Genomic DNA, 20097 nt, shown 5'->3' on the forward strand with positions numbered 1-20097 from the left:
ACAAAAAGACCACTCAACATTCGGTTAAGTGGTCTTCGAAAATATTCCTTAAGGACTGCGTCTAGCTAGCCTATTGGTTATGCTATGTGCTATTTACCGTTCAACTTAAGCGCTGAGAAAGTCACACTGTTGTAATCGCCATTCTTTTTATCGACAGCGAAATCGCCAGTACCGCCACAACCTGGCCCCCATACAGGGTGAGAATCGCTCACGCTACATTGGCCGTATGCGCCCGCTTTGTAGTAAAAATCATCTTCAGCATAACCCGTTGGTGAATCAAGTTCATCGATGCCCTTACTCAGGTCGATTTCATACTTAACGGTATCGTGACGCTCGGTTTCAAACGTTAGGTACATCATGGTGCCTTTCACTTCCACTTTGTAACTAAACTCTTCACCAAGAGCAATACCCGCTTCACCCGGCTCTGCAGGGTTTTCCCACGTGTTACCCCACACTGGATAAGCGATATCGGCACGGTTAGGATCTTTTTTCTCTAGGTTACGTTCATAGTTCCAGAATACTGAACCCATTTCTTGGTCAGGAAACTTCTTATAGAAGATCTTTAGTGGTTCATTACCATGCCCATAACCGGTTCCAGCTTTGATTAGCTCATTATGTTTTTTAGCGTGAATCTGACCAACAACCACCGAGTGAGCTGGGTACTTTTCTGGGAACTTAGCGTTAACTGAGACGTGATTAACTTTTAATGTCGCTTCTAATGTTCCGCCAACAGCACTGTATTCACTAGCCGCTGGGTGACTCGACAGTGCCCACTGGTTTCCTTTATCAGCCGTATCGATAGAGAAATCTGCGCCTCTTGGCATTTGTCGTAATTCAGAACGCGCATTCTTCGAGTTTTTCGTCGTAATCGCTTGGTTCTGCACTTCAAATACAAGGTTGCCGTCTTTATCAAGATGGAAGAAATCACTATGTGAGTAGCTCATCATGGCTACCCCTTCTATTTCATCAACACGACCATCTTCATTAATATCTGAAGGTATGGTTATTTTCCAATTATGCATATCGAATTTATCGGCAGGTACGGGGTAAGAAACACCGTTATTTGCGAAAGTAACCATTGGTACAGTCGCTAATAGCGCCACTGCTAATATGTTTTTCTTAAACATGACTCATCCTTTATTGTTAACAGATACCGAGTACACACTCAGTACAGAAACCACTTTTGAACACGAATTAGTACTAAATATTTTCTCTTCGACTTAAATAAGCCAACCGATAAATAGAATTTACATTTAGCCATTTTGTAACTTTTATTAAACATCTGGCTATGGTTTATATTTATGCCTCTCAACATGCTCCCTATGTTTAAGCCACGATGGTTAAAATAATCATTATTAACATATAGAAACACTTAATATTTGTATTATTTTAACACATGCAAAAAAGTGAGTTTCTAAGGTTTGTGAATATGAGAAGTACGTCATGATTGATTTAATACACAAGCCCTAAATTGAGATATTCATAACATTTAGCTATATATTTGGGCCATTAGTCAGAACTTTTTGATAGATCTCACAGAAATCTGACTCAATAATAAATACCATATTTGTCATACATTAATTTAATACCATGTAAGGTATTGGTTTGTGAGCCACGGGTACATTGGATGTATCCAGAATAAAAAAATAATAGTGAGACAAAGGTATGAACTCTGTTACAAAAATTGCTGCAATTGTTGCTACAACTCTTCTTGCAGGCACAGCGACTGGCGCAACTCTTGATTACCGTGCAGAACATAAGCATGAAGACGATAAATACGCGCATCGTATTAAAATTGGCGGAAGTACGAAAATAGCAGACGAGACAAAGCTATATTTTAGCGTTGAACAAAAGTTCGCTCCAAATGCAGAAGGCGATATATATAACCAATTGGAACGCGGAGATTCTGAGTTTGATTGGGGTGTTCGTTATGCGTTAGATGAAAAGTGGTATTTGCAGCCAGGTATGCCTATTACGTTCGGCGATGAAAAAACAACATTTAAACCACAGTTTCGTGTTGGGTATAAAGCTGACTTCGGTCTAACAACGGCTCTTCGTTACCGTCATGAATTCCAAAACTACACAGACAGTTCAAGCAGTTCTCTCACAAAAGTTAACGGCGACAAAATAGCATTAGCTGGTGAGACTGTTCAGCAAGGTAAATTTACATTGACTGGCGCTTATAAATTCCAAGACGAAGATTTAAAAAACCTTCAATTAAGTTATGAGGCGAACTACGTCAAAAGCTACGAAGATCAAGTCAAAGCGAATGGTGAAGATTGGGAATGGGATTTAGGTGTAAAAATCGGCTATAAATTCGATAACCTAAGACCTTATGTTGAATTTTGGACATCAGATTACGGCTCAGCGGAAGAGAATGAACGTCAGTTAAAAACACGCGTTGGTGTTACATACTCATTTTAAACATTGTGACTATCCATTCTTTAAAAAGGCTTATAAATTTCTAAGCCTTTTTTATGGTTCATCGCGGCTTTCCGGGGAAAGCCGCTTTTATCTTCAGTAAGCATTTGTTCTATATATCTTTTTAGGCACTCCGTTATACGAGCTTAAAGCTCCAACCAAGATAGAGATTCTGTTTTTATGCCGCAGTTACGACACTTAATTCTTCGTGTTTAAACAGAAAGTTCAACAAGAACACCGAGCAACATGGTCTCTTTTACATGACGCCATTGATACTCATGAATAGCCTCGGCCTCGATACCACAAAGGCACTTAGCCTCAGAGTTAGGTTTAAGAATCAGGGTAATAAGTGATGCTGTCTGATGAGACTTTATTATTTGAAAACCTTCCCAGAATGAAGGTAGGAAAGTATGATTCGGCATGAAAACGGTCGTTTGTGTATGGTTTTTGTTTGGCGACTAAACCATATCACTTACTGCCGTTTTTTTTAGTTCCCGCTAATCCGCGTTGAACCTTTTTTATTGACGAAGTATCCTAAACCCAAAACTTGTAGAGCGAAGCCTTAGGATTAAATAAAAGTAGTCCTATCGGTAATGAAAAAATGGCAGCTAATAATAGCTGCCATTTTAGTTGTAAATTCAACTTATTCATTATTCCTGATACTGATCGTGCGATACGTCTAGCTGGTAGAAAGTCGCTTGTGAGTAATCGTCTAGGTCGCCGCTGATGTTTTGGTTGTAAACACCGGCTTTGAAGTACATGTACTTGCCGCCAACGTCATAGCCGCTGTTGCTCATATCAACCACTTGTACAACATCGTCTTTGCCTTCACGCATTAGCGTTACCGTCATCGTGTTGCCTTTAACGTCAATACGGTAGCTGAACACTTCACCAAGTGCGATACCATCTTCACCTACTTCAGCCGTCATGTCTCCCACTAGAGGATAGAAGTCCTCTTTGGTCGCGTCTTGGCTTTCGTGTGCAAAGTAAACTGCGCCCGTTGGTTGGTTTGGCAGTTTACGGTAGTACAAACGAATCGGCTCATCGTTTTGATCGTGAATCTGACCAATGATAAAGCGACCTACTTCATTCGCATTACCCGTTGTTGTCGCATGATCGATTTTCAATGTTGCTTCTAGAACGCCATCGATACCAGCCGCAGCTTCTAAATCAGCTTCAGGTGCGCTTGAGAATACCCAGTTGTTCTTATTAACACCTTTCGTACTGATAGACTGGTCACCACGACGCATCATCTCACGAAGCTCGGTACGCGCGTACTTAGTGTTTTTAGATGTACGTACACCTTTCACGTAAGACTTGAACACTAGACCACCGTCGTCCGCGGTATAGAAGATTTCTGGGTGTTGATACCCGTTTGCAAGGTTCCACTCGGATACATCATCTGGCTTACCGTTTTTGTCATGGTCGAATGGTTGAGACAGGTACCAGTGAGTCATGTCGAAGTTTTCGCTCGGTGCATTACCGGCAACGGGTGTCGCTGGTAGGCCTGTCGGAACAGGTAGCGCGCTGCGAGTGTCACATTTAACTGAAGTCTCACAAGGGTAAACTGCTGCTACGCCGAAGTTACCTGAGCGTAGATCTTTGCGTGCTGCTTTACGCGCTTTTTCCGCTGCTTTCATTTCAGCAATAAGCACCGCTTCTGCAGCCACCACGTCTGAAGTGATGATGTGACTCGCTGGACAAGCGTTGATGCTACAGTTAACCGCTGCTAACCCAGTCACACTGTTCCAACCGTTTTTGGTGTTGCCGTGACCAACATATCTTACGTAACGTGCTTTCACCGCAGGCTCAAATTGGAAACGCTCAAGGCCGATAGCTTTACCAGAACTGAGTTGGTTCTCAAGTACCGTCGTCCAGGTTTCACCATCGACACTCACTTGAATATCAAATTTAGATTGGCGCTCATTACCTTTACTGAAGGATGCTTGAACAGCGTCAAACTCTTGTACTGAACCATAATCTAGCATTGCCCACTCACCGTCACCCGCTGACGACCAACGTGTTGTTAGGTCTTGGTCAATGAGGCGATCTGGGCCATTTCCATCGTGACTGCTAGCGGTAGCAGCAACCGGAGTAAGAAGCGCTTCACCCGTTTCTTTGTTGTTAGGGAAGTCTGCGTTGGTTGTGCTTGTAGTCGCGCAACCAACGGCAAGCATAATAGAAGAAGCGAGTAAGGTTTTTAGAGTGATTTGTTTCATATTTAATCCATTATTATAATACAAAGACAGCGTTCGTAAGTGAAAGCATCAATCAGCAAACACGAGCTATAAGGCGATTCCCCTCTCAGTATTTGCGATAACATGAAAATATTACGTAGTCTTATAATACAAATAAAACATTTCGTTGAATAAATGAGACTGAGGACACTTTCCGATCTTTCATACTTTAACTGGATCACACTTCCTATTGATAAAAGACAATATATAGAAATTTAGAATACAAAATAGGCTCGTCATCTACGGCTCTCCTCCACAGAATGTGCGCGCTATAAACTCAATAAGACGAGTTCCCAGCAATCAGAAAACGCCGATTTATCTCTCCCTAAAAACCAAAAAGACCACATTACCAATAGCTAATGTGATCTTTTAATTTAATGTAGGGGCGGCTTAAATCTCGACTCAATCAATAGTGTGCCGCTCTAAGAGAACTAAAGCTGACATCGAACACCTCACCAGCATAGCCGCTATCAGGTTTAAATTGAGGGTAAATGCCCGCTTTGAAATAGAAAGCAATATCTGTCGATGTCCAATCTGACGTCAACGAGGCCGTGTCCCCATTTTTATCTGTGTAATCTTGTCCCCAAGGGATTAAATGAGAAACGGTGTTGGTTCCATCTAAATCATGAGTCGCCAAGTAGATACCTTCTGGATTGGCTCGAATCGTATATCGCCACTCTTCACTTGCCGAATAAGTCCCTAACTCGACACTGAACGGGTCACAATGATCACAGTCTTGGTTGTTGCGCTCAAAATCAGAGTTCAGTATCACTCTTACTGGCTTACTCTCGCCTTCCCATAACAGTTTCACCAATGCTTGATTGATCTTCCAACCATGGATTTGTCCAAGTACCACTTTTGGATCTTGATTGTTGATGTTCGGGTAATCTTCAATTCGCAAGCTTGCGGTTAACTCGTGACTGGTAGCGTTCGTTCTAGTGTCGTCCAAATACCAACTTGTATCTTCATCGCTGGTGCTACAATCCGGTTGAACACTGCTTTGATACAACTCCCTGAGCTCAGAGCGAATATAGCTAGAGTTTTGGGTAGAGGTGCCGTATCCCATATCCGCTCTAAAGTGCATTCTTCCTTCATCAGTATTGAAGTAAGAAAGATCAATATCACTGTCGTACACATCGCTGTCATTTGAAAGAAGATCTTTACTCGATTCACAACGTTCTGGTTCTAACTCAGCAGCACTGTCACCACCGCTTCCATACCAATCATTCTTACTCGGTGGAATAGTCAGCTTCCAATCATTAATGTCCCAATCGTTTGATCCATCGATTTGAGTCGTGGTGTATCTCAACGCCTGATAGTAAGCAATCGCTTCACCATTCTCAAATTGGTTATAGATACCCGCTTTGAAGTAGCTCAATAAATGCTGCCAGTAAGCGATGTCTTGATTCACTTTTACTTCATCATTCACTTTGAGCGACAGTGTGTTCTCATAAACAGAAAGATCAAATTTGGTAAAACTGTCCAATTCCGCCTCACCTAAATCGTAGCGATTGTATGACGTGGCATAACAATCCGAAGAGTCAGCCGCACTGCTACAATCAATCGCATTGCTCTTCATGACCGCCCAATAATGACCGGTAAGGCCGTCCCTCTCCTGCTCCCATACCACACGCAATAATGGATGAGGAATGTAACCGGTGCCACTCTCATCAGTCCCCTTATTGTGTATCTGCAGCAACGTCACTTCATCATGGTCGGCAGGTGAACTCGCCATTGCATGCTCGATATCAGGTAAGCTTATTTCCGCATACAAGCTTCGTCTTACACCCGTTTCATTGATATCGAAGTTTTCTCCCTCACGAACCTCAGAACGCATCTTATAGTTCGCCATTTTAAAAATTAGGTTTTCCGTCTCTTCATCTGCGTAAAAGTAATTACTGATGTAACCATCGAAATCGCCATCTTTCACTTCAGAGGTTTTGTTGCCCTCTGTGCCGTTAGGATCCGATACCTGAAGGTCAGAACTGGAGAGGATGTTTTGATACTTAGCAATATCATAAGGCGCAACAACGCCATAAGACGTTCCTGGACTGGTGTTATCAGAAGGGTCATCGCTATCACTTGAGCTATTTGAACTGCTTCAACCGCAGCCATAGGTGAGTGAAGCGAGAGCGACGATGAGGGTTGGCTTATTCACATTTATCTCACTTATCCATAAGAGTAGAGTGATAAGATATATTTGTACTATTTTATGTCAATTATCTATTTATCATAATGTGAGATGCGACAAATGAGGTGATATGAGGTGGCGCTACCGAGGATTTAGAGACAAAAACAACGCAGAAAGGCCACTCTAAACTCGACAGGTTTGGAGTGGCTCTCAGGCTAAAAGCCACAATTAAAACATTGATTTTTAGTGTTTATTAATAGAAACGTTAGACTTTAAAGCTACTCATTAGCTCGCTAACGCTGCCATTCAGTGTTTTGATTTCAGCCGACTCTGTCAGTTGATCTTGGCTTAGCTTATTGAGTTCCTCAACGAAGCTTTCAATCTTATGCATGTTCTTAGCGATACTATGAATCAAGGCATTTTGCTCGACAGAAGAAGCAGAGATATCGTTGTTGAAACGACTCACGGTTTTCATCTGTTCCGTCAGCTTCGCTAGCATGTTTACCGCTTGCACAACTTGAGCACGAGTCATCTCACAATTGCTCTTCGTTAACTCGATCGATTTAACCAAGCCATCCGATTTAGATTGCAACCCAGATAACGCCTCTTCGATTTCAGAGGTGCTGATTTGAGTTCGGTTTGCTAGCGCACGGACTTCGTCAGCCACGACAGCAAAACCTCGACCATGCTCGCCTGCTCTCGCCGCCTCAATGGATGCATTCAGCGCAAGCAAGTTGGTTTGCTCAGCAATACCACCAATCACAGACACTATCGACTGGATGCTCTGTGTTTCATTGGCCATAGAACGAATATCATCCGACGTCGTACAAACTTGCTTCTCAAGATCACTGATGTACGTTTCGGTCACAGTGTTAATTTGCTTAGTCTCGTCACTGGACACGGCCGCATCTTGCGCTGCTTCTGCCGCAAACTGTGAGTTCTTCTCGACTTCACTTGAAGCCTCGGACAATCCATTAATCGCAGAGACCACCTGAACCGTTTCATCGGTATGAACTTTCAGTACATCGCTGGTTTCCTTGCAGCCTTCTCGAATACTTAATACCTTGGTATCAAGATCTGAGTTCTTGAATTTCACGTCTTTAACCATCTCTTGCAAGCCAATGATGAACAAGTTGATGTCTTTGGCGATGTGTCCTAGGTCGTCATTACTTTTCTCTGCGAGCCTTTGGGTCAGGTCGCCATTACCTTGAGAAAGGTCGTGAACAATCTTACGCAATGACACGATTGGGCGGTAGAAACGATTCAGGATTAAAGTCATCAATATGACCGACCCCAACACACAGGCAATAATCAGCATTCGAGCATCCGACATCACACCATTCAGCTGATCGAGCGCAAGTTCAGGATCAATACTAGAAATCATGTACCACTCTTTCTGGCTGCCAATATCGACCTTCTTAGCCATCAAGATTCGCTGATTACCATCAATCATACCTTCAATGAATTGGTCAGGTAGTTCAATAGCTTCATTGAGTTTCATTAAGGCGTCAGCAGAAGATATATTGCTCTGTGGAAGCACGTTTTCTATTGTGGATACAATTACCATCCCTCTCTCATCCACGATGATACCTTTGGCTTCGTAGATGCTATCTAGCTGTTTGAGCTGAGTTTCCAAATCATCAAATCGAATGTCTGCCATGATGACGCGATCTTGATAGGTGTAAGTCACACCAATCATAGGTACTTGAGTACTCTTGGTGAAAAACAGATCACTAAAAGATAAACCTGATTTCAATTTCGCTTGTTGATACCAAGGACGAGTCGTTGGGTTGTATTTTTCTTTGATTCCAACACCGTTTGGGAAAGACTCTGAAGGACGAGAAGTGTAAGAACGACCATCATCAAAACCCACTACAATCTTGTCAATACCACCGAGCTTAGCGGCAAAATGCATCAGCGCTTCGTTTGGTACTTGGTATGGGGATTTCATGAACTCTTGTGCAACGGAATTGACCGTATCGATGGTGCGCTGGACGGTGCTTTCAATCTGATTAATTTCTATCGTTAACGAGTGATCAATCTCGTTATAAATCGTTTGGTTTACTTGATCAGTCGCCAAGTTAAGCGTGAACCAGTTCGTAAATGCCAAGGCACTGGAACTGACGATCGCCACCATTAAAATCAATTTTCCTTTAAACCCTAGAGACAATTTTGAATTCATAAAACTCATAATCCATATCAACCTATGTCTATTATTTTTATCCGAATGAAATGGTCATTTTTTAGATATTCGAAGATACGGGAAGCAAAACTTGTTCATGCCGTTCCATCGTCACAACCATCAATTTAATTAATATTGTATGTTTAATTGACTGCACTTTCTGTGAGCAATCTTGACATATCAAAACTGGTTAAAATCACCCTGTGACATAGGTATCATTTATGAGTTTGAACTTTTAACATGATTAGAAAGGAATAATTAACCAATTAAAAATGATCAACTTTCAGATGATTACCTCACAACTTCGCCGATAATGCCTCCACTCAAATTATTCATATCACTTTCGGTCACCTGACTAGGAAAGTGAGCCTTAGGTCACATTTTCACTAACCAACCATTCACTCAAGGCATTCAATCTTAAAATTTATTTGTAATACAATAAGCCTTAAGTTATGGTGTATTTGAATCATAACTTAAGTTCTTTCTGGATGCTTTTGTTCAGTTCAAAGTGATAATTGAAGCAGCCGCTTTAAGGTCATTGAACTCGTTTAACGTAGAAACTGTCGGGGGATCTCGTTATTCGTTTTTTCACTTTCTATTGATCATTTGTTTTTCCAGACGGCTCGTCCGAACATGCCCATACAGTCACCAGCTGTGTGGGTTTTTTTTACTTTCTTTTCAGACCCGATATACGAGCGGTGTTAAGCCATCGCCAACAATCAGTTAAGTGCACTGGTTTAAGCTTGCGAGGAAAAGTGAGTGAGTTGGTGCTAGAAGGCTTTGAATTTACAAATAGATATAGATATAGATATAGATATAGATATAGAAACAAAAATAGGAATTGAGGCAGTAACAAAGTTGAACAGAGTTTTGAGTAGGTGTAGCTGAGGAAGTAGAAGTAGAAGAGTTTAACGAGGGAACAAAGGGTTGGGTATGGCAGATAAAAACGAACCTCGCTGAGGTATCGCCGCCTAAAAAGACAGGCAATACCCTAGCGAGGTCGTACGTCGATTACTTCTCTAGTTTAGCGAAGTAGTCGAAGATTACTGGTACGTCGTTGTTACCCATTCCTGCGTCAACAGCAGCTTGTAGGCTAGTTGCAGTACCTTGAGCAATTAGAGACTCAGTACCTAGCTCTTCACAAAGAGCAAGGAAGTAACCAAGATCTTTGTTAGCGTTAGCAACAGAGAAACCTAGCTTCTCTTCGCCGTCTACTGCGTAGAACTTACAGAATTGCATGAATGGTGAGTTAGATGGACCTGCAGACATGATGTCAAACAGTTGTTGGCCATCAACACCAGCGCGTTGAGCAACAGCGAAAGCTTGAGACATAGTCGCAACAGTCGTCATACCCATGAAGTTGTTTACAAGCTTAGTAACGTGACCAGAACCTAGAGCACCTAGGTGGAATACGTTTTCGCCTTGCTCTTCAAGAACAGGTTTAACTTTGTTGAAAGTTTCCATGTCGCCAGCAGCCATGATGTTCAGAAGACCATCTTTAGCGTGTGCAGGAGTACGGCCTAGAGGTGCGTCGATCATGCCCGCGCCTTTTTCAGCTAGAGCTGCGCCGATTTTCTTAGTAGAAGCAGGGATAGAAGTACCGAAGTCTACTAATACTGCGCCTTCTTTGATGCCAGCTAGAACGCCGTCTTCGCCGTAAACGATTTTTTCAACAACAGCAGAAGTTGTAAGACAAAACTGAACGATATCACTTGCAGCCGCTAGTTCTTTAGCAGAAGTGAATGCAGTCGCATTGCCGCGATCTGTAACGCGAGCAACAGCTTCAGCGCTTAGATCCATTACGTTTACGTGGTAGCCGCGCTTTTGCAGGTTTTCAACCATGTTGCCGCCCATAAGACCTAGGCCAATGAAACCGATTACAGGTTTAGTCATGTTCAAACTCCAAATATAGTATTGTATGATTATATGGTCATTATAATAACTACGTCTTTCTCGTTACGCAATAGTTTTAGGGCATTGATTTAACGGTTAGACGTAAGTTGTGACGGGGGTTCACTTTACGAGAAAATATGGGGCACGCTTTGTACTTACAGGAACTATTTGCCAGTTTAAAAACCGTCTATTGATGAAATAACATACGTTAAATGTCATACGATTAGTAAGCACAAGCTACGCCTTTACCTATGTATAGTTCACGACTCCCCTACTCAGCCAGTGATTAGACTGTTCACGCAGAAGTAAGTCATATCAGTTTTTACGAAAAAGGGGTTGGCGCCCTATTCTTTTAACAGAACGATAAATATAGGTCTCGTATACTACTCCTGCACCTTTCATTAAGCATAGTGGCTAAGTACATACACAGTCTTTGTGTGTATCAACTTCCAGGTTTAGCCCTCGATCTACTGACTTGGCATCGAGAAGCGATTGATTTCTCAGCCAATTAGTTTCGTTTCAACCTGATGGGGTTCCCAACTTTGCCAACTAATACAATTTAACTGAGTATCCAACTTGCTAGCTAACAAAACAAAAAAACTCCGAGCTTTCACTCGGAGTTTTTAGTATCTAGCTTCTGTTGCTTCAGCGAATTACAGTTCGATTGAAACCGTTTCACCATCAACATTTAGCATTAGCGTGTTGCCTTCAAGCTTGTGAGACACTTCAACTTGCTCGCCTTCGTTCTTATTAGGAACAAGAAGCGTAAGGATGTTGTGCTCTTTTGATGGCTTGAATTCCACTTCAACGTGACGGTGGATTTCAAGATCTTTGAACTCGTATGGGTCAACTTCGCCAAAACCTTCAACGTTCTTAACTGACGTGATGTTATCAGCAGACTCGTTGATGAAGTTTACGTCTAGGTGCGCAACTTCGCCACGGATAGTGAAAGACTTGTCTGCCACGTCGTTTGCGAAAGTTGTGTGCATTAGCCAAGTCATGTCTTTCTCTTCAGAAAGCGTTGCCTTGTCTTGCATTACGAATACTTTACCTTGAACAAACCAGACCTTACGCTTGTAAGATTCAATTTCAGGAACGAAGTACTTGTAAGATGCCGTTGCATCACCCTCAACCATCTTCACATCAGATTCAGTGTCGAAATCAGAGATGTTGCCGCCCGCTTCGATACAGAAGCGATCTTGGTGGTTTTCGTAGCCCGTGTTCTTGTTCTCGCCGTACTGACCTTTACCGCCAAATAGTGGAAGGTTCTTAGAGAACGTTTGACGACGCCATTTAGTGTGCATATCAACACCGAAACCACCGTAGTAGCCAGTGATTGACGCTAGCGTTTCACCGAATGCATGCAACGTGAATGCGTTTTGGTCACCGTGAGAGTGGCTGATTGAGCCAAACGGAGAACATTTGAATACCATGTGAATATGGTTATCACGCTCAGTCATCTTGTTGTGGAATGCAGCCCAACCCGTGATTGGGAATACTTTCAACAGTGGGTCATTCGATGGTGCTTTCTCTTCAGGTGCATCCCAAAGGAAGTTAAAGCGAAGATCATCGTAACCGAAGTCCCACCAACCGAAGTTGTAGAATTTTGTGTGCGCTTCAGTATCACGGCCTTTCAGTTGGTTGTAGTACCAAACATACTCAGGCTTCTGGTTAACACCTGCGTAGTGCTTAATGTTGTAAGCCAGTTTTAGACCTGGGAAATCACCGATTGAAGACTGGTCACAGAAGCTCGCGCGCTTAGAGTGAACAGGCATGCAGTAAAGCGGGAAATCACCTGTGTTTTCGTAGAATGTTTTGTTGAACATGTCTACGCCACAGTATGCTTTCAATAGATCGAATGCTTCGCCTAGGAATGCAGTTTGTGTGTTCCAGTAGTCCGGACCTTCAGCCCAACCGCCGTCTACACCGCCCCATGGTGGGTAGTGTACTGCGTAGTATTCTAGAGCGTATGCAATGTACTCGCCTGCTTTCGGGTGATCGTGGTAAAGCGCGATACACGTTGGGATGATAGCAGAAGAGATAGAACGAACACCGTGGCTGTTCAGTGGGTTGTTCAATAGATCAACCGTCACTTTCAGGTGGTGCATGATTTCGTCTAGACGCTCAATCAAAGCATCTTGAACTTGCTGACGTTCTTCATCTGTAAAGTAACCGTGTAGCCAGTCGTAACCCCAAGCCATAGCCGCGATAACACGGAAAGCTGCTTCATCGTTATAGCCACGAGAAGTCACGCCTTCTGGATCGTACGTAGACAGTTTTAGAGTCCAAGCTTTTGCTTTAGCAATTAGCGCTTCGTCTTCTTTCACAACACCAGCAATTGCTAGGTTACGTGTCGCGTTCAGTGCCATTTGGCAATCAACGTACATTTGACGCCAGTAAGGACGCCATAGAGAAGCTTTACCTACCGTCTCAGCTGGGTACGCTTGAGGCTCTTCGAAAGGAGCAGTCTCAAGGAACTTAACTGTCGAGTTGTTATAGAAATCATCAAACATGCAGTGAGCTTCATCAGCTTTCACTTTCGCTTTGAATTCTTCTAACTGATCTGCTTGAACAAGAAGACGTGGACGTGCTTCGCTCAAGTTGTCTAGGAATGATAGGTCGAAGTCACGTGTTTGGACTTCGATAGGGAGTAGGTCTACAAGATTACCTGCTGAAGTATCATTCTCCAGCTTCATCTTCCTGATTGCATCAAGAGATTTTTGGTCGCTCATTCTAACTCACTTATTTTTCAAGTTGATTGAAAGGAATTAGCAATAATATACGTCTTATTGTAGGACAATTGAATCTATTTCGGTTCGATTGAACCATTTTGTACAGTTTTCGTGATTTAGGTCAGATATCTTCCACCTGACAGTTTTTCCGTTTCGCAGAACAAAAAATGCGACGCCCTTTCGAGTCGTCGCATTCTATTATAAACGTTTTCTCTATATTAGCTTTCGGTTACTGCTTTCGCTTGCTTGCCGCCGTCATCGACCGCTTTAACCAATAGCACACCAACACCACCAACAATCACACCACAAAGGATAAAGACTAGACGTCCCCACATTGGGTTAGTAAGTAGAGCCATTAGCATGATACCGACACCCGCTACCGCAATCAGTTTACCAAGCATTTCACGCTGTTTGTTATCCAGTACTTTCTGTTCTGCTGACTCCGCAACTAATGGAGTAGACAGGTTACCGAAGAACTTATCAACGTCTGCTTGACGCTTCTCAGTTAATGGCTTGTAGAACAGAGTTGATAGGATGAAGAAACCACCTGTCAGCGTAATGTGAGCAATCAGACCGATAGCAACCTTAACATCAGACCATTCACGGCTTGTTAGCTCTTCTAGACCGAAGATTGAAGAGACCATTTCAGCGTTAACAACGAAACCCACGTAGTAAGAAACAAAACCACCAACCACTAGCGTACCCCAACCAGCCCAGTCCGGAGTCTTCTTAATAAAGAAGCCAAGGAATGCAGGAATTGTCATTGGGAAGCCGATCAGTGCGCCTACATACATCATGGTATCGAACAGGCTCAAACCTTTAAGCGAGTTGATGAACTGTGCAATAAGGATGATAGCAATACCAAACACGGCAGAAGTAATCTTAGAAACCGTTACTAGTTCTTTTTCGCTAGCCGTACCTTTACGAACGATTGGTTCATAGAAGTTCTTAACAAAGATACCCGAGTTACGGTTTAGACCAGAATCCATTGAAGACATTGTCGCTGCAAACATCGCCGCAACTAGAAGGCCAACCATACCTGCTGGCATGTACTCTTGTACGAAGTATAGGTAGGCAAAGTCACCCGCTTTCTTACCTGCATCTGGGTAAGCTGCTGCTAGGTCGACACCTTGACCTGCAATGTACCAAGAAGGCATGAACCAGATAAATACACCACAAAGCATTAGCACACACGCTAGTAGCGCTGCTTTCTTCGCGTTCTTTGAGTCTTTAGCCGCTAGGTAACGGTAAGAGTTAAGCATGTTGTTAGTAATAGAGAACTGCTTCACGAAGATGAAGAATGCCCAAATGCTGAAGATGCTTAAGTAGTTAATGTTGTTACCAGAAAGGAAAGAACCGCCTTCCGCTACAGGGAAGTTATTCACGATTTCACCAACACCGCCACCTTGAACAACAGCAACAACAGCACATGTCACGGTTACTGCCATGATGATAACCATCTGCATAAAGTCAGATGCAATTACCGCCCATGAACCACCCGTTACAGACATTGCCAATACAACCAAACCGGTAATCCAGATAGTTGCTGTCATGTCGAAACCGAAGATACCAGAAGCGATGATTGCTAGTGCGTTTAACCATACACCGGCAGAAACAACACTGTTTGGCATTGAAGACCAAGTGAACACTTGTTCGTTAGTCGCACCGAAACGCATACGAATTGCTTCGATTACCGTTACTACACGTAGTTGACGGAACTTTGGAGCAAAATATGCGAAGTTCATGAAGTAACCAAATGCGTTGGCTACGAAGATGACCGCTACTGCAAAACCATCGTTATACGCTTTACCTGCCGCACCGGTGAATGTCCATGCACTAAACTGGGTCATAAAGGCGGTTGCACCAACCATCCACCACAACATGTTACCGCCCCCGCGGAAGTAGTCACTGGTGGTACTTGTAAATGTTCTAAACATCCAACCTATCGCAATCAAGAATAGGAAATAAATGCCGACAATAATCGTGTTGAGTTCCATCGTGTATCCTTTGTCCGTTGTATTTTGTTACGAGGACTATAGGAAATCTCAAACTTTATTTGTAGTACAATAATCCAAATAAGTGATGGCGATCTTATTTTGATTGATTAAGTTAATTATATATATGACATAGGATGGAATATGGCCAATCCATTAAGGAAATTACTGGTGTTTGAGATGAAAACTCAAAAAACCAAGACCAAAGAACATCACACCCATTAAAATCAAAGACTTATAAAAAAGCGAGACTTTGCACACTTATTAACAAATACAACCAAACACATATAAATATAAAATTCTCAAAAATAATAAAAGCCAAATCTGAGCTAAATCCCCCTCATTTATCACACAATAAACCAGTGTTTTTATCTATTGAGAGTGGACAATTTCATTAGAATTCAACTTAAATTAATCCATATTGAAGCGGCATATCCTGTTCAAACGATGGCGGATTAAAAATATACAAAAATGAAAAATCATGGATGACGCATAATTATTTGGGGGGAGCTCGAGTGTCTAAAACGAATATCGAGCGTAATATTATTTTTATTTTGATGGTAAAGAGAACGACCGCTAGGCGTATACAAGAAGGAACTGACTTAAGAAGGAGTTAAGCGGGGGTGAACCAAAACAGTGCCACACATGGTGCAACACGCTTTCTAAAAAAAAAAAAGGCATGCACTTGGCATACCTTTTTGACTGGTTCAAATGAAGTTGAAAACCGTGTTTAGCTTGCAGTGGCTAAACGGTGGTTAGCATCTTGCAAGTGAGCCGCTGACATTGTACGAGCTTTTTCACTGTCGCCAGCCATAATCGCTTCATAGATTCTACGGTGTTCATTGATACATGTGCTGCCCTCTTCAGAAGAGTGCACGATGAAGTTAACGAACATGGTCGTCAGAATATTGCCGAATGGCAGGTAGAAATCGTTACCTGTTGCATTGAAGATCAAGCTGTGGAAACGAATGTCGATGTTTGTCCAACTTTCTTGGTCAAATACTTCAGCAGCATCCACTTCTACCATCTTCTGGAAGATCTCTGAAAGCTCGATACGTTGCTCAGCAGTCGCAAATTTTGCAGCTAATGCACACGCTTCAGGTTCAATCGCACGGCGAAGGCCTAAAAACTGAGAACAGAATTGGTCTATGTCGGTTAGACCATCCATCCATTCAATCAGTTGAGGATCAAGAAAGTTCCAGTATGCGCGATCCACTACACGAGTACCGATTTTCGGGCGGGACTCTAACAGGCCTTTAGAAGTCAGTAGTTTAACTGCTTCACGAAGTGCCGTACGGCTGATACCAAACTGTTCACACAGCGCCATTTCACCAGGAATAATAGAACCTTGTGGCAGTTCACCAGACAAGATTCCACGAGCGATTTCACGCGCTACTTGCACGTGCAGGCTGCGCTTCGAGCCCGAGATTGAATTAAAAGTGCTAACCATAAGTTCACTTATTTTATATGTTATGTTTATGTATTATTTAAGGATCACTATAACAGGATTTCAACCTAGCGCCAATTGAGTAAATTAGCAACGAGTCGCGTTCTATTAATTTACTCAATGAATCAAACACTTATAAAGCATCTAACTCCACACAGCTAGAAACATTATGTTACACCATTCATAAATCCGTCATTAAAACGCATCGGTTCTGTCATCCTCGATTTCTATACTCCCTTCCCAAAAAATCACTCAATTGGACTGAAATAATGAAACCGACAAAAACAAATCTCACGCTTAAGAGCGCTATTACTGCTGCGCTGATTTTTTCTGGTTCTGCATTAGCAATGGATACACGATACGAAGACCGCTCTGGTAACTTGGTCGCCGATGTACCTCAAGATGAATCACAATGGGTGGATCCAAACACGCTAATTTTTGCTTACACGCCAGTTGAAGATCCAGCAGTATACGCTGATGTGTGGAGCGAGTTTTTGAGCCACCTTGAAAAAACAACGGAAAAAACGGTTCGTTTCTTCCCTGTTCAAAATAACGCAGCTCAAATTGAAGCAATGCGTTCAGGTCGTCTGCATATCGCAGGTTTCAACACAGGTTCAACGCCACTAGCAGTTAACTGTGCTGGCTTTGCTCCATTCACCATGATGGCGGCTGAAGATGGCTCTTTCGGTTACGAAATGGAAATCATCACGCACCCAAGTTCAGGCATCGAAAAGGTTGAAGACCTAAAAGGCAAAAACCTAGCATTCACATCGCAAACGTCAAACTCTGGTTTCAAAGCCCCTTCTGCGATTCTGGATGCTGAATACCAGCTTCAACCTGAACGTGATTTCAAACCGGCTTTCTCTGGCGCGCACGACAACTCTATTTTGGGTGTGGCACACAAAGATTATGACGCAGCAGCCGTCGCTAACTCAGTATTGAACCGTATGCTTTCACGTGAAGTCGTTAAAGAAGGTCAAATCAAGAGCATCTACAAGTCACAAACCTTCCCAACAACAGCTTACGGCACAGCGCACAACCTAACACCAGAGCTTCAAGAGAAGATTCAAAAAGCGTTCTTCACTTTCGACTGGGAAGGCACAAAGCTTCAAGAAGAATTTGAGCGTAACGGTGAAGCGAAGTTCGTTCCGATCACTTACCAAGAGCACTGGGAAGTGATCCGCACTATCGATACAGCCAATAAAGTCTCTTACACGTGTAGCTAAGTTCAACCGAACTAAAAAGCCAATCACACACCGATAAAACTAACTACAGGTGTAATCGCCTGCAGTTATTCACCACTCTTTCCGGTTTACTTTCCATGCCTGTCTCAGGCGAACTCTTAGTACACCGCTCTTATAGGAATTCTATGTCTACTCTTACCCTTAAAGGGCTTACCAAGCACTACTCCAGTTCTGATAAAGCCCTTACCAACGTTAGCTTGTCGGTCAATGCCGGTGAAGTGGTTGGTTTAATTGGTCCATCTGGTGCGGGTAAATCAACGCTTATCCGTTGTATTAATCGGCTCACCGAGCCCACCAGCGGCGAAGTGATCTTTTCCAATACCAATCTAGAAACGCTGTCTAAGCGACAACTGAGACAATCACGCCGTGAAATCGGGATGATTTTCCAAGAGTACGCGCTGATTGAGCGTTTAACGGTGATGGAAAACGTACTTTCAGGGCGTTTGGGTTACGTGAACTTCAGGCAGAGCTTTACTCGTCGTTTCCCTGAATCGGATATCCAAGCCGCTTATGCGCTACTCGACCGTGTTGGGTTGTTAGAACACGCCAATAAAAGGGCCGATGCTCTGTCGGGTGGTCAGCGTCAACGTGTTGGTATTGCACGTGCACTTGCTCAGAAACCGAAATTACTGTTGATTGATGAACCAACGGCCGCACTTGATCCACGTACAGCGCGCCAAATCATGCGACTGATCAGTGAGATTTGTTCAGAGCAACAGCTCCCTGCCATCATCAATATTCACGATGTTCAATTAGCAAAGCAGTTTGTTGACCGTGTGGTCGGATTAAATGCAGGTTGTGTCGTATTTGATGACAAACCAAACCTGCTCACTGAAGATGTTTTAACGCAAATCTACGGTGAAGAAGACTGGAGTCAACAAGCAGAAGAAGAGGCCGATGACCTCATCATCACGAGCCCTCGCCTGTCTGAGGCAACAATATGACTCAACCATATCCAAATCAAGCTCATCAGCATTTAAAGTCAGCACAACAACATTTAAAGTCAGGAAAACAGAATTCCAAACAATACCCGACACAGTGGACAAAGCCGCCACTGATTTCTAGCCCATGGCTACGCTGGAGCTTAATCATCATTGTCGCAGTTTACTTGTACTTTGCGACTCAATCGGTACACGTCAACTGGACTCGAATTTACGAAGGCAGCGAACGCGGCTGGCAGTTCATTTTGGCTTTCATGAACCCAGATTTTGGTGGACGATGGAACAACATCTCACAAGGTTTGATTGAAAGTTTAACCATGACCCTGACATCGACCGTGGCGGGTGTCCTTCTTTCAATCCCATTCGGATTAGGCGCAGCGAAAAACCTTGCCCCTACGCCTGTTTACTTATTCTGTCGTGCGTTTATTTCGGTTGCGCGTAGCTTACAAGAAATCATCGTAGCGATTCTGTGTGTTGCTCTATTTGGCTTTGGTACGTTTGCGGGCTTTGTCACGCTCACCTTCGCCACCATCGGCTTTCTCGCAAAACTGTTTGCTGATGAAATTGAAGCCATTGACCCAGCACCACTCACCGCAATGCGCGCAACGGGCGCGAGTTGGTTACAACAGGTCAATTACGCGATTCAAGCGCAGGTAATGCCGCGCTTCATCGGACTTTCGATGTACCGACTCGACATCAACTTTCGTGAGTCAGCCGTGATTGGCATTGTTGGCGCAGGTGGTATCGGCGCAACGTTAAACACAGCAATGGACCGTTACGAATACAGTGCAGAAGCCGCTATTCTATTGATTATTATCGTGATTATGATGTTGTGTGAATACCTTTCAACCATCATCCGTAAGCATGTGCAGTAA

The 20097-nt window shown here is 43.1% G+C and carries 12 protein-coding genes and 1 pseudogene; 4 read left to right on the forward strand and 9 right to left on the reverse strand.

Annotated features, from left to right (window positions below):
• Positions 1 to 89 precede the first annotated feature (89 nt).
• Positions 90 to 1127 (reverse strand): polysaccharide lyase family 7 protein, encoded by a 1038-nt coding sequence (locus AB6E78_RS07565; RefSeq protein WP_004733527.1) that lies wholly within the window; start codon positions 1125 to 1127, stop codon positions 90 to 92.
• 538 nt (positions 1128 to 1665) lie between these two features.
• On the opposite strand from AB6E78_RS07565, the gene AB6E78_RS07570 reads away from it, so the two are divergent.
• Positions 1666 to 2424, forward strand: coding sequence for an oligogalacturonate-specific porin KdgM family protein (locus AB6E78_RS07570; RefSeq protein WP_114633649.1), 759 nt, complete (start codon positions 1666 to 1668; stop codon positions 2422 to 2424).
• Between the two features lie 209 nt (positions 2425 to 2633).
• Here AB6E78_RS07570 and AB6E78_RS07575 read toward each other — a convergent pair whose 3' ends face one another.
• The 8 genes and pseudogenes from AB6E78_RS07575 to AB6E78_RS07610 form a co-directional block, all read right to left on the reverse strand.
• A complete protein-coding gene (locus tag AB6E78_RS07575) occupies positions 2634 to 2843 on the reverse strand; it encodes a hypothetical protein (protein ID WP_372118025.1) in 210 nt (69 codons plus the stop codon).
• 228 nt (positions 2844 to 3071) lie between these two features.
• Entirely contained in the window at positions 3072 to 4640 is a 1569-nt protein-coding gene (locus tag AB6E78_RS07580; protein WP_372112231.1) for a polysaccharide lyase family 7 protein, read from the reverse strand.
• A gap of 424 nt (positions 4641 to 5064) precedes the next feature.
• A pseudogene (locus tag AB6E78_RS07585) lies at positions 5065 to 6816 on the reverse strand (polysaccharide lyase family 7 protein).
• A 238-nt stretch (positions 6817 to 7054) separates the two neighbouring features.
• Entirely contained in the window at positions 7055 to 8926 is a 1872-nt protein-coding gene (locus tag AB6E78_RS07590) for a methyl-accepting chemotaxis protein (RefSeq protein WP_372125214.1), read from the reverse strand.
• A gap of 1056 nt (positions 8927 to 9982) precedes the next feature.
• The gene (locus AB6E78_RS07595; RefSeq protein WP_004733521.1) at positions 9983 to 10864 is read right to left on the reverse strand and encodes an NAD(P)-dependent oxidoreductase; all 882 of its coding nucleotides are present in this window, start codon (positions 10862 to 10864) and stop codon (positions 9983 to 9985) included.
• Between the two features lie 653 nt (positions 10865 to 11517).
• Positions 11518 to 13596 carry a DUF4962 domain-containing protein gene (locus AB6E78_RS07600; protein WP_102394655.1) on the reverse strand — a complete coding sequence of 693 codons (2079 nt, stop codon included), beginning with the start codon at positions 13594 to 13596 and terminating at the stop codon, positions 11518 to 11520.
• A 218-nt stretch (positions 13597 to 13814) separates the two neighbouring features.
• Positions 13815 to 15593, reverse strand: a complete 1779-nt coding sequence (locus AB6E78_RS07605) for a sodium:solute symporter family transporter (protein WP_102332117.1) — start codon at positions 15591 to 15593, stop codon at positions 13815 to 13817.
• Positions 15594 to 16320: 727 nt separating this feature from the next.
• Positions 16321 to 17040 (reverse strand): FadR/GntR family transcriptional regulator, encoded by a 720-nt coding sequence (locus AB6E78_RS07610; RefSeq protein ID WP_017069949.1) that lies wholly within the window; start codon positions 17038 to 17040, stop codon positions 16321 to 16323.
• Positions 17041 to 17306: 266 nt separating this feature from the next.
• Between AB6E78_RS07610 and phnD the strand changes: the two genes are divergently transcribed.
• The 3 genes from phnD (at position 17307) to phnE (ending at position 20097) form a co-directional block, all read left to right on the forward strand.
• Positions 17307 to 18263: a phosphate/phosphite/phosphonate ABC transporter substrate-binding protein gene (gene phnD / locus AB6E78_RS07615; RefSeq protein WP_372133533.1), complete on the forward strand. Its 957-nt coding sequence runs from the start codon at positions 17307 to 17309 to the stop codon at positions 18261 to 18263.
• Between the two features lie 143 nt (positions 18264 to 18406).
• Complete coding sequence (gene phnC / locus AB6E78_RS07620) at positions 18407 to 19225, forward strand: phosphonate ABC transporter ATP-binding protein (RefSeq protein WP_372133530.1); 819 nt, start codon at positions 18407 to 18409, stop codon at positions 19223 to 19225.
• Positions 19222 to 20097: a phosphonate ABC transporter, permease protein PhnE gene (gene phnE, locus AB6E78_RS07625; protein ID WP_372133527.1), complete on the forward strand. Its 876-nt coding sequence runs from the start codon at positions 19222 to 19224 to the stop codon at positions 20095 to 20097. The genes phnC and phnE overlap by 4 nt, the downstream gene beginning before the upstream one ends.

This window comes from Vibrio sp. 10N.247.310.98 (genome assembly GCF_041467395.1).
Classification (GTDB): Bacteria; Pseudomonadota; Gammaproteobacteria; order Enterobacterales; family Vibrionaceae; genus Vibrio; species Vibrio crassostreae_C.

Coding starts and splice junctions, on each gene's coding strand:
- AB6E78_RS07595 (WP_004733521.1), bottom strand. CDS start 10,864: ATGACTAAACCTGTAATCGGTTTCATTGGCCTAGGTCTTATGGGCGGC.
- phnD (WP_372133533.1), top strand. CDS start 17,307: ATGAAACCGACAAAAACAAATCTCACGCTTAAGAGCGCTATTACTGCT.
- AB6E78_RS07580 (WP_372112231.1), bottom strand. CDS start 4,640: ATGAAACAAATCACTCTAAAAACCTTACTCGCTTCTTCTATTATGCTT.
- phnE (WP_372133527.1), top strand. CDS start 19,222: ATGACTCAACCATATCCAAATCAAGCTCATCAGCATTTAAAGTCAGCA.
- AB6E78_RS07570 (WP_114633649.1), top strand. CDS start 1,666: ATGAACTCTGTTACAAAAATTGCTGCAATTGTTGCTACAACTCTTCTT.
- AB6E78_RS07605 (WP_102332117.1), bottom strand. CDS start 15,593: ATGGAACTCAACACGATTATTGTCGGCATTTATTTCCTATTCTTGATT.
- AB6E78_RS07600 (WP_102394655.1), bottom strand. CDS start 13,596: ATGAGCGACCAAAAATCTCTTGATGCAATCAGGAAGATGAAGCTGGAG.
- AB6E78_RS07565 (WP_004733527.1), bottom strand. CDS start 1,127: ATGTTTAAGAAAAACATATTAGCAGTGGCGCTATTAGCGACTGTACCA.
- AB6E78_RS07575 (WP_372118025.1), bottom strand. CDS start 2,843: ATGCCGAATCATACTTTCCTACCTTCATTCTGGGAAGGTTTTCAAATA.
- AB6E78_RS07610 (WP_017069949.1), bottom strand. CDS start 17,040: ATGGTTAGCACTTTTAATTCAATCTCGGGCTCGAAGCGCAGCCTGCAC.
- AB6E78_RS07590 (WP_372125214.1), bottom strand. CDS start 8,926: ATGGTGGCGATCGTCAGTTCCAGTGCCTTGGCATTTACGAACTGGTTC.
- phnC (WP_372133530.1), top strand. CDS start 18,407: ATGTCTACTCTTACCCTTAAAGGGCTTACCAAGCACTACTCCAGTTCT.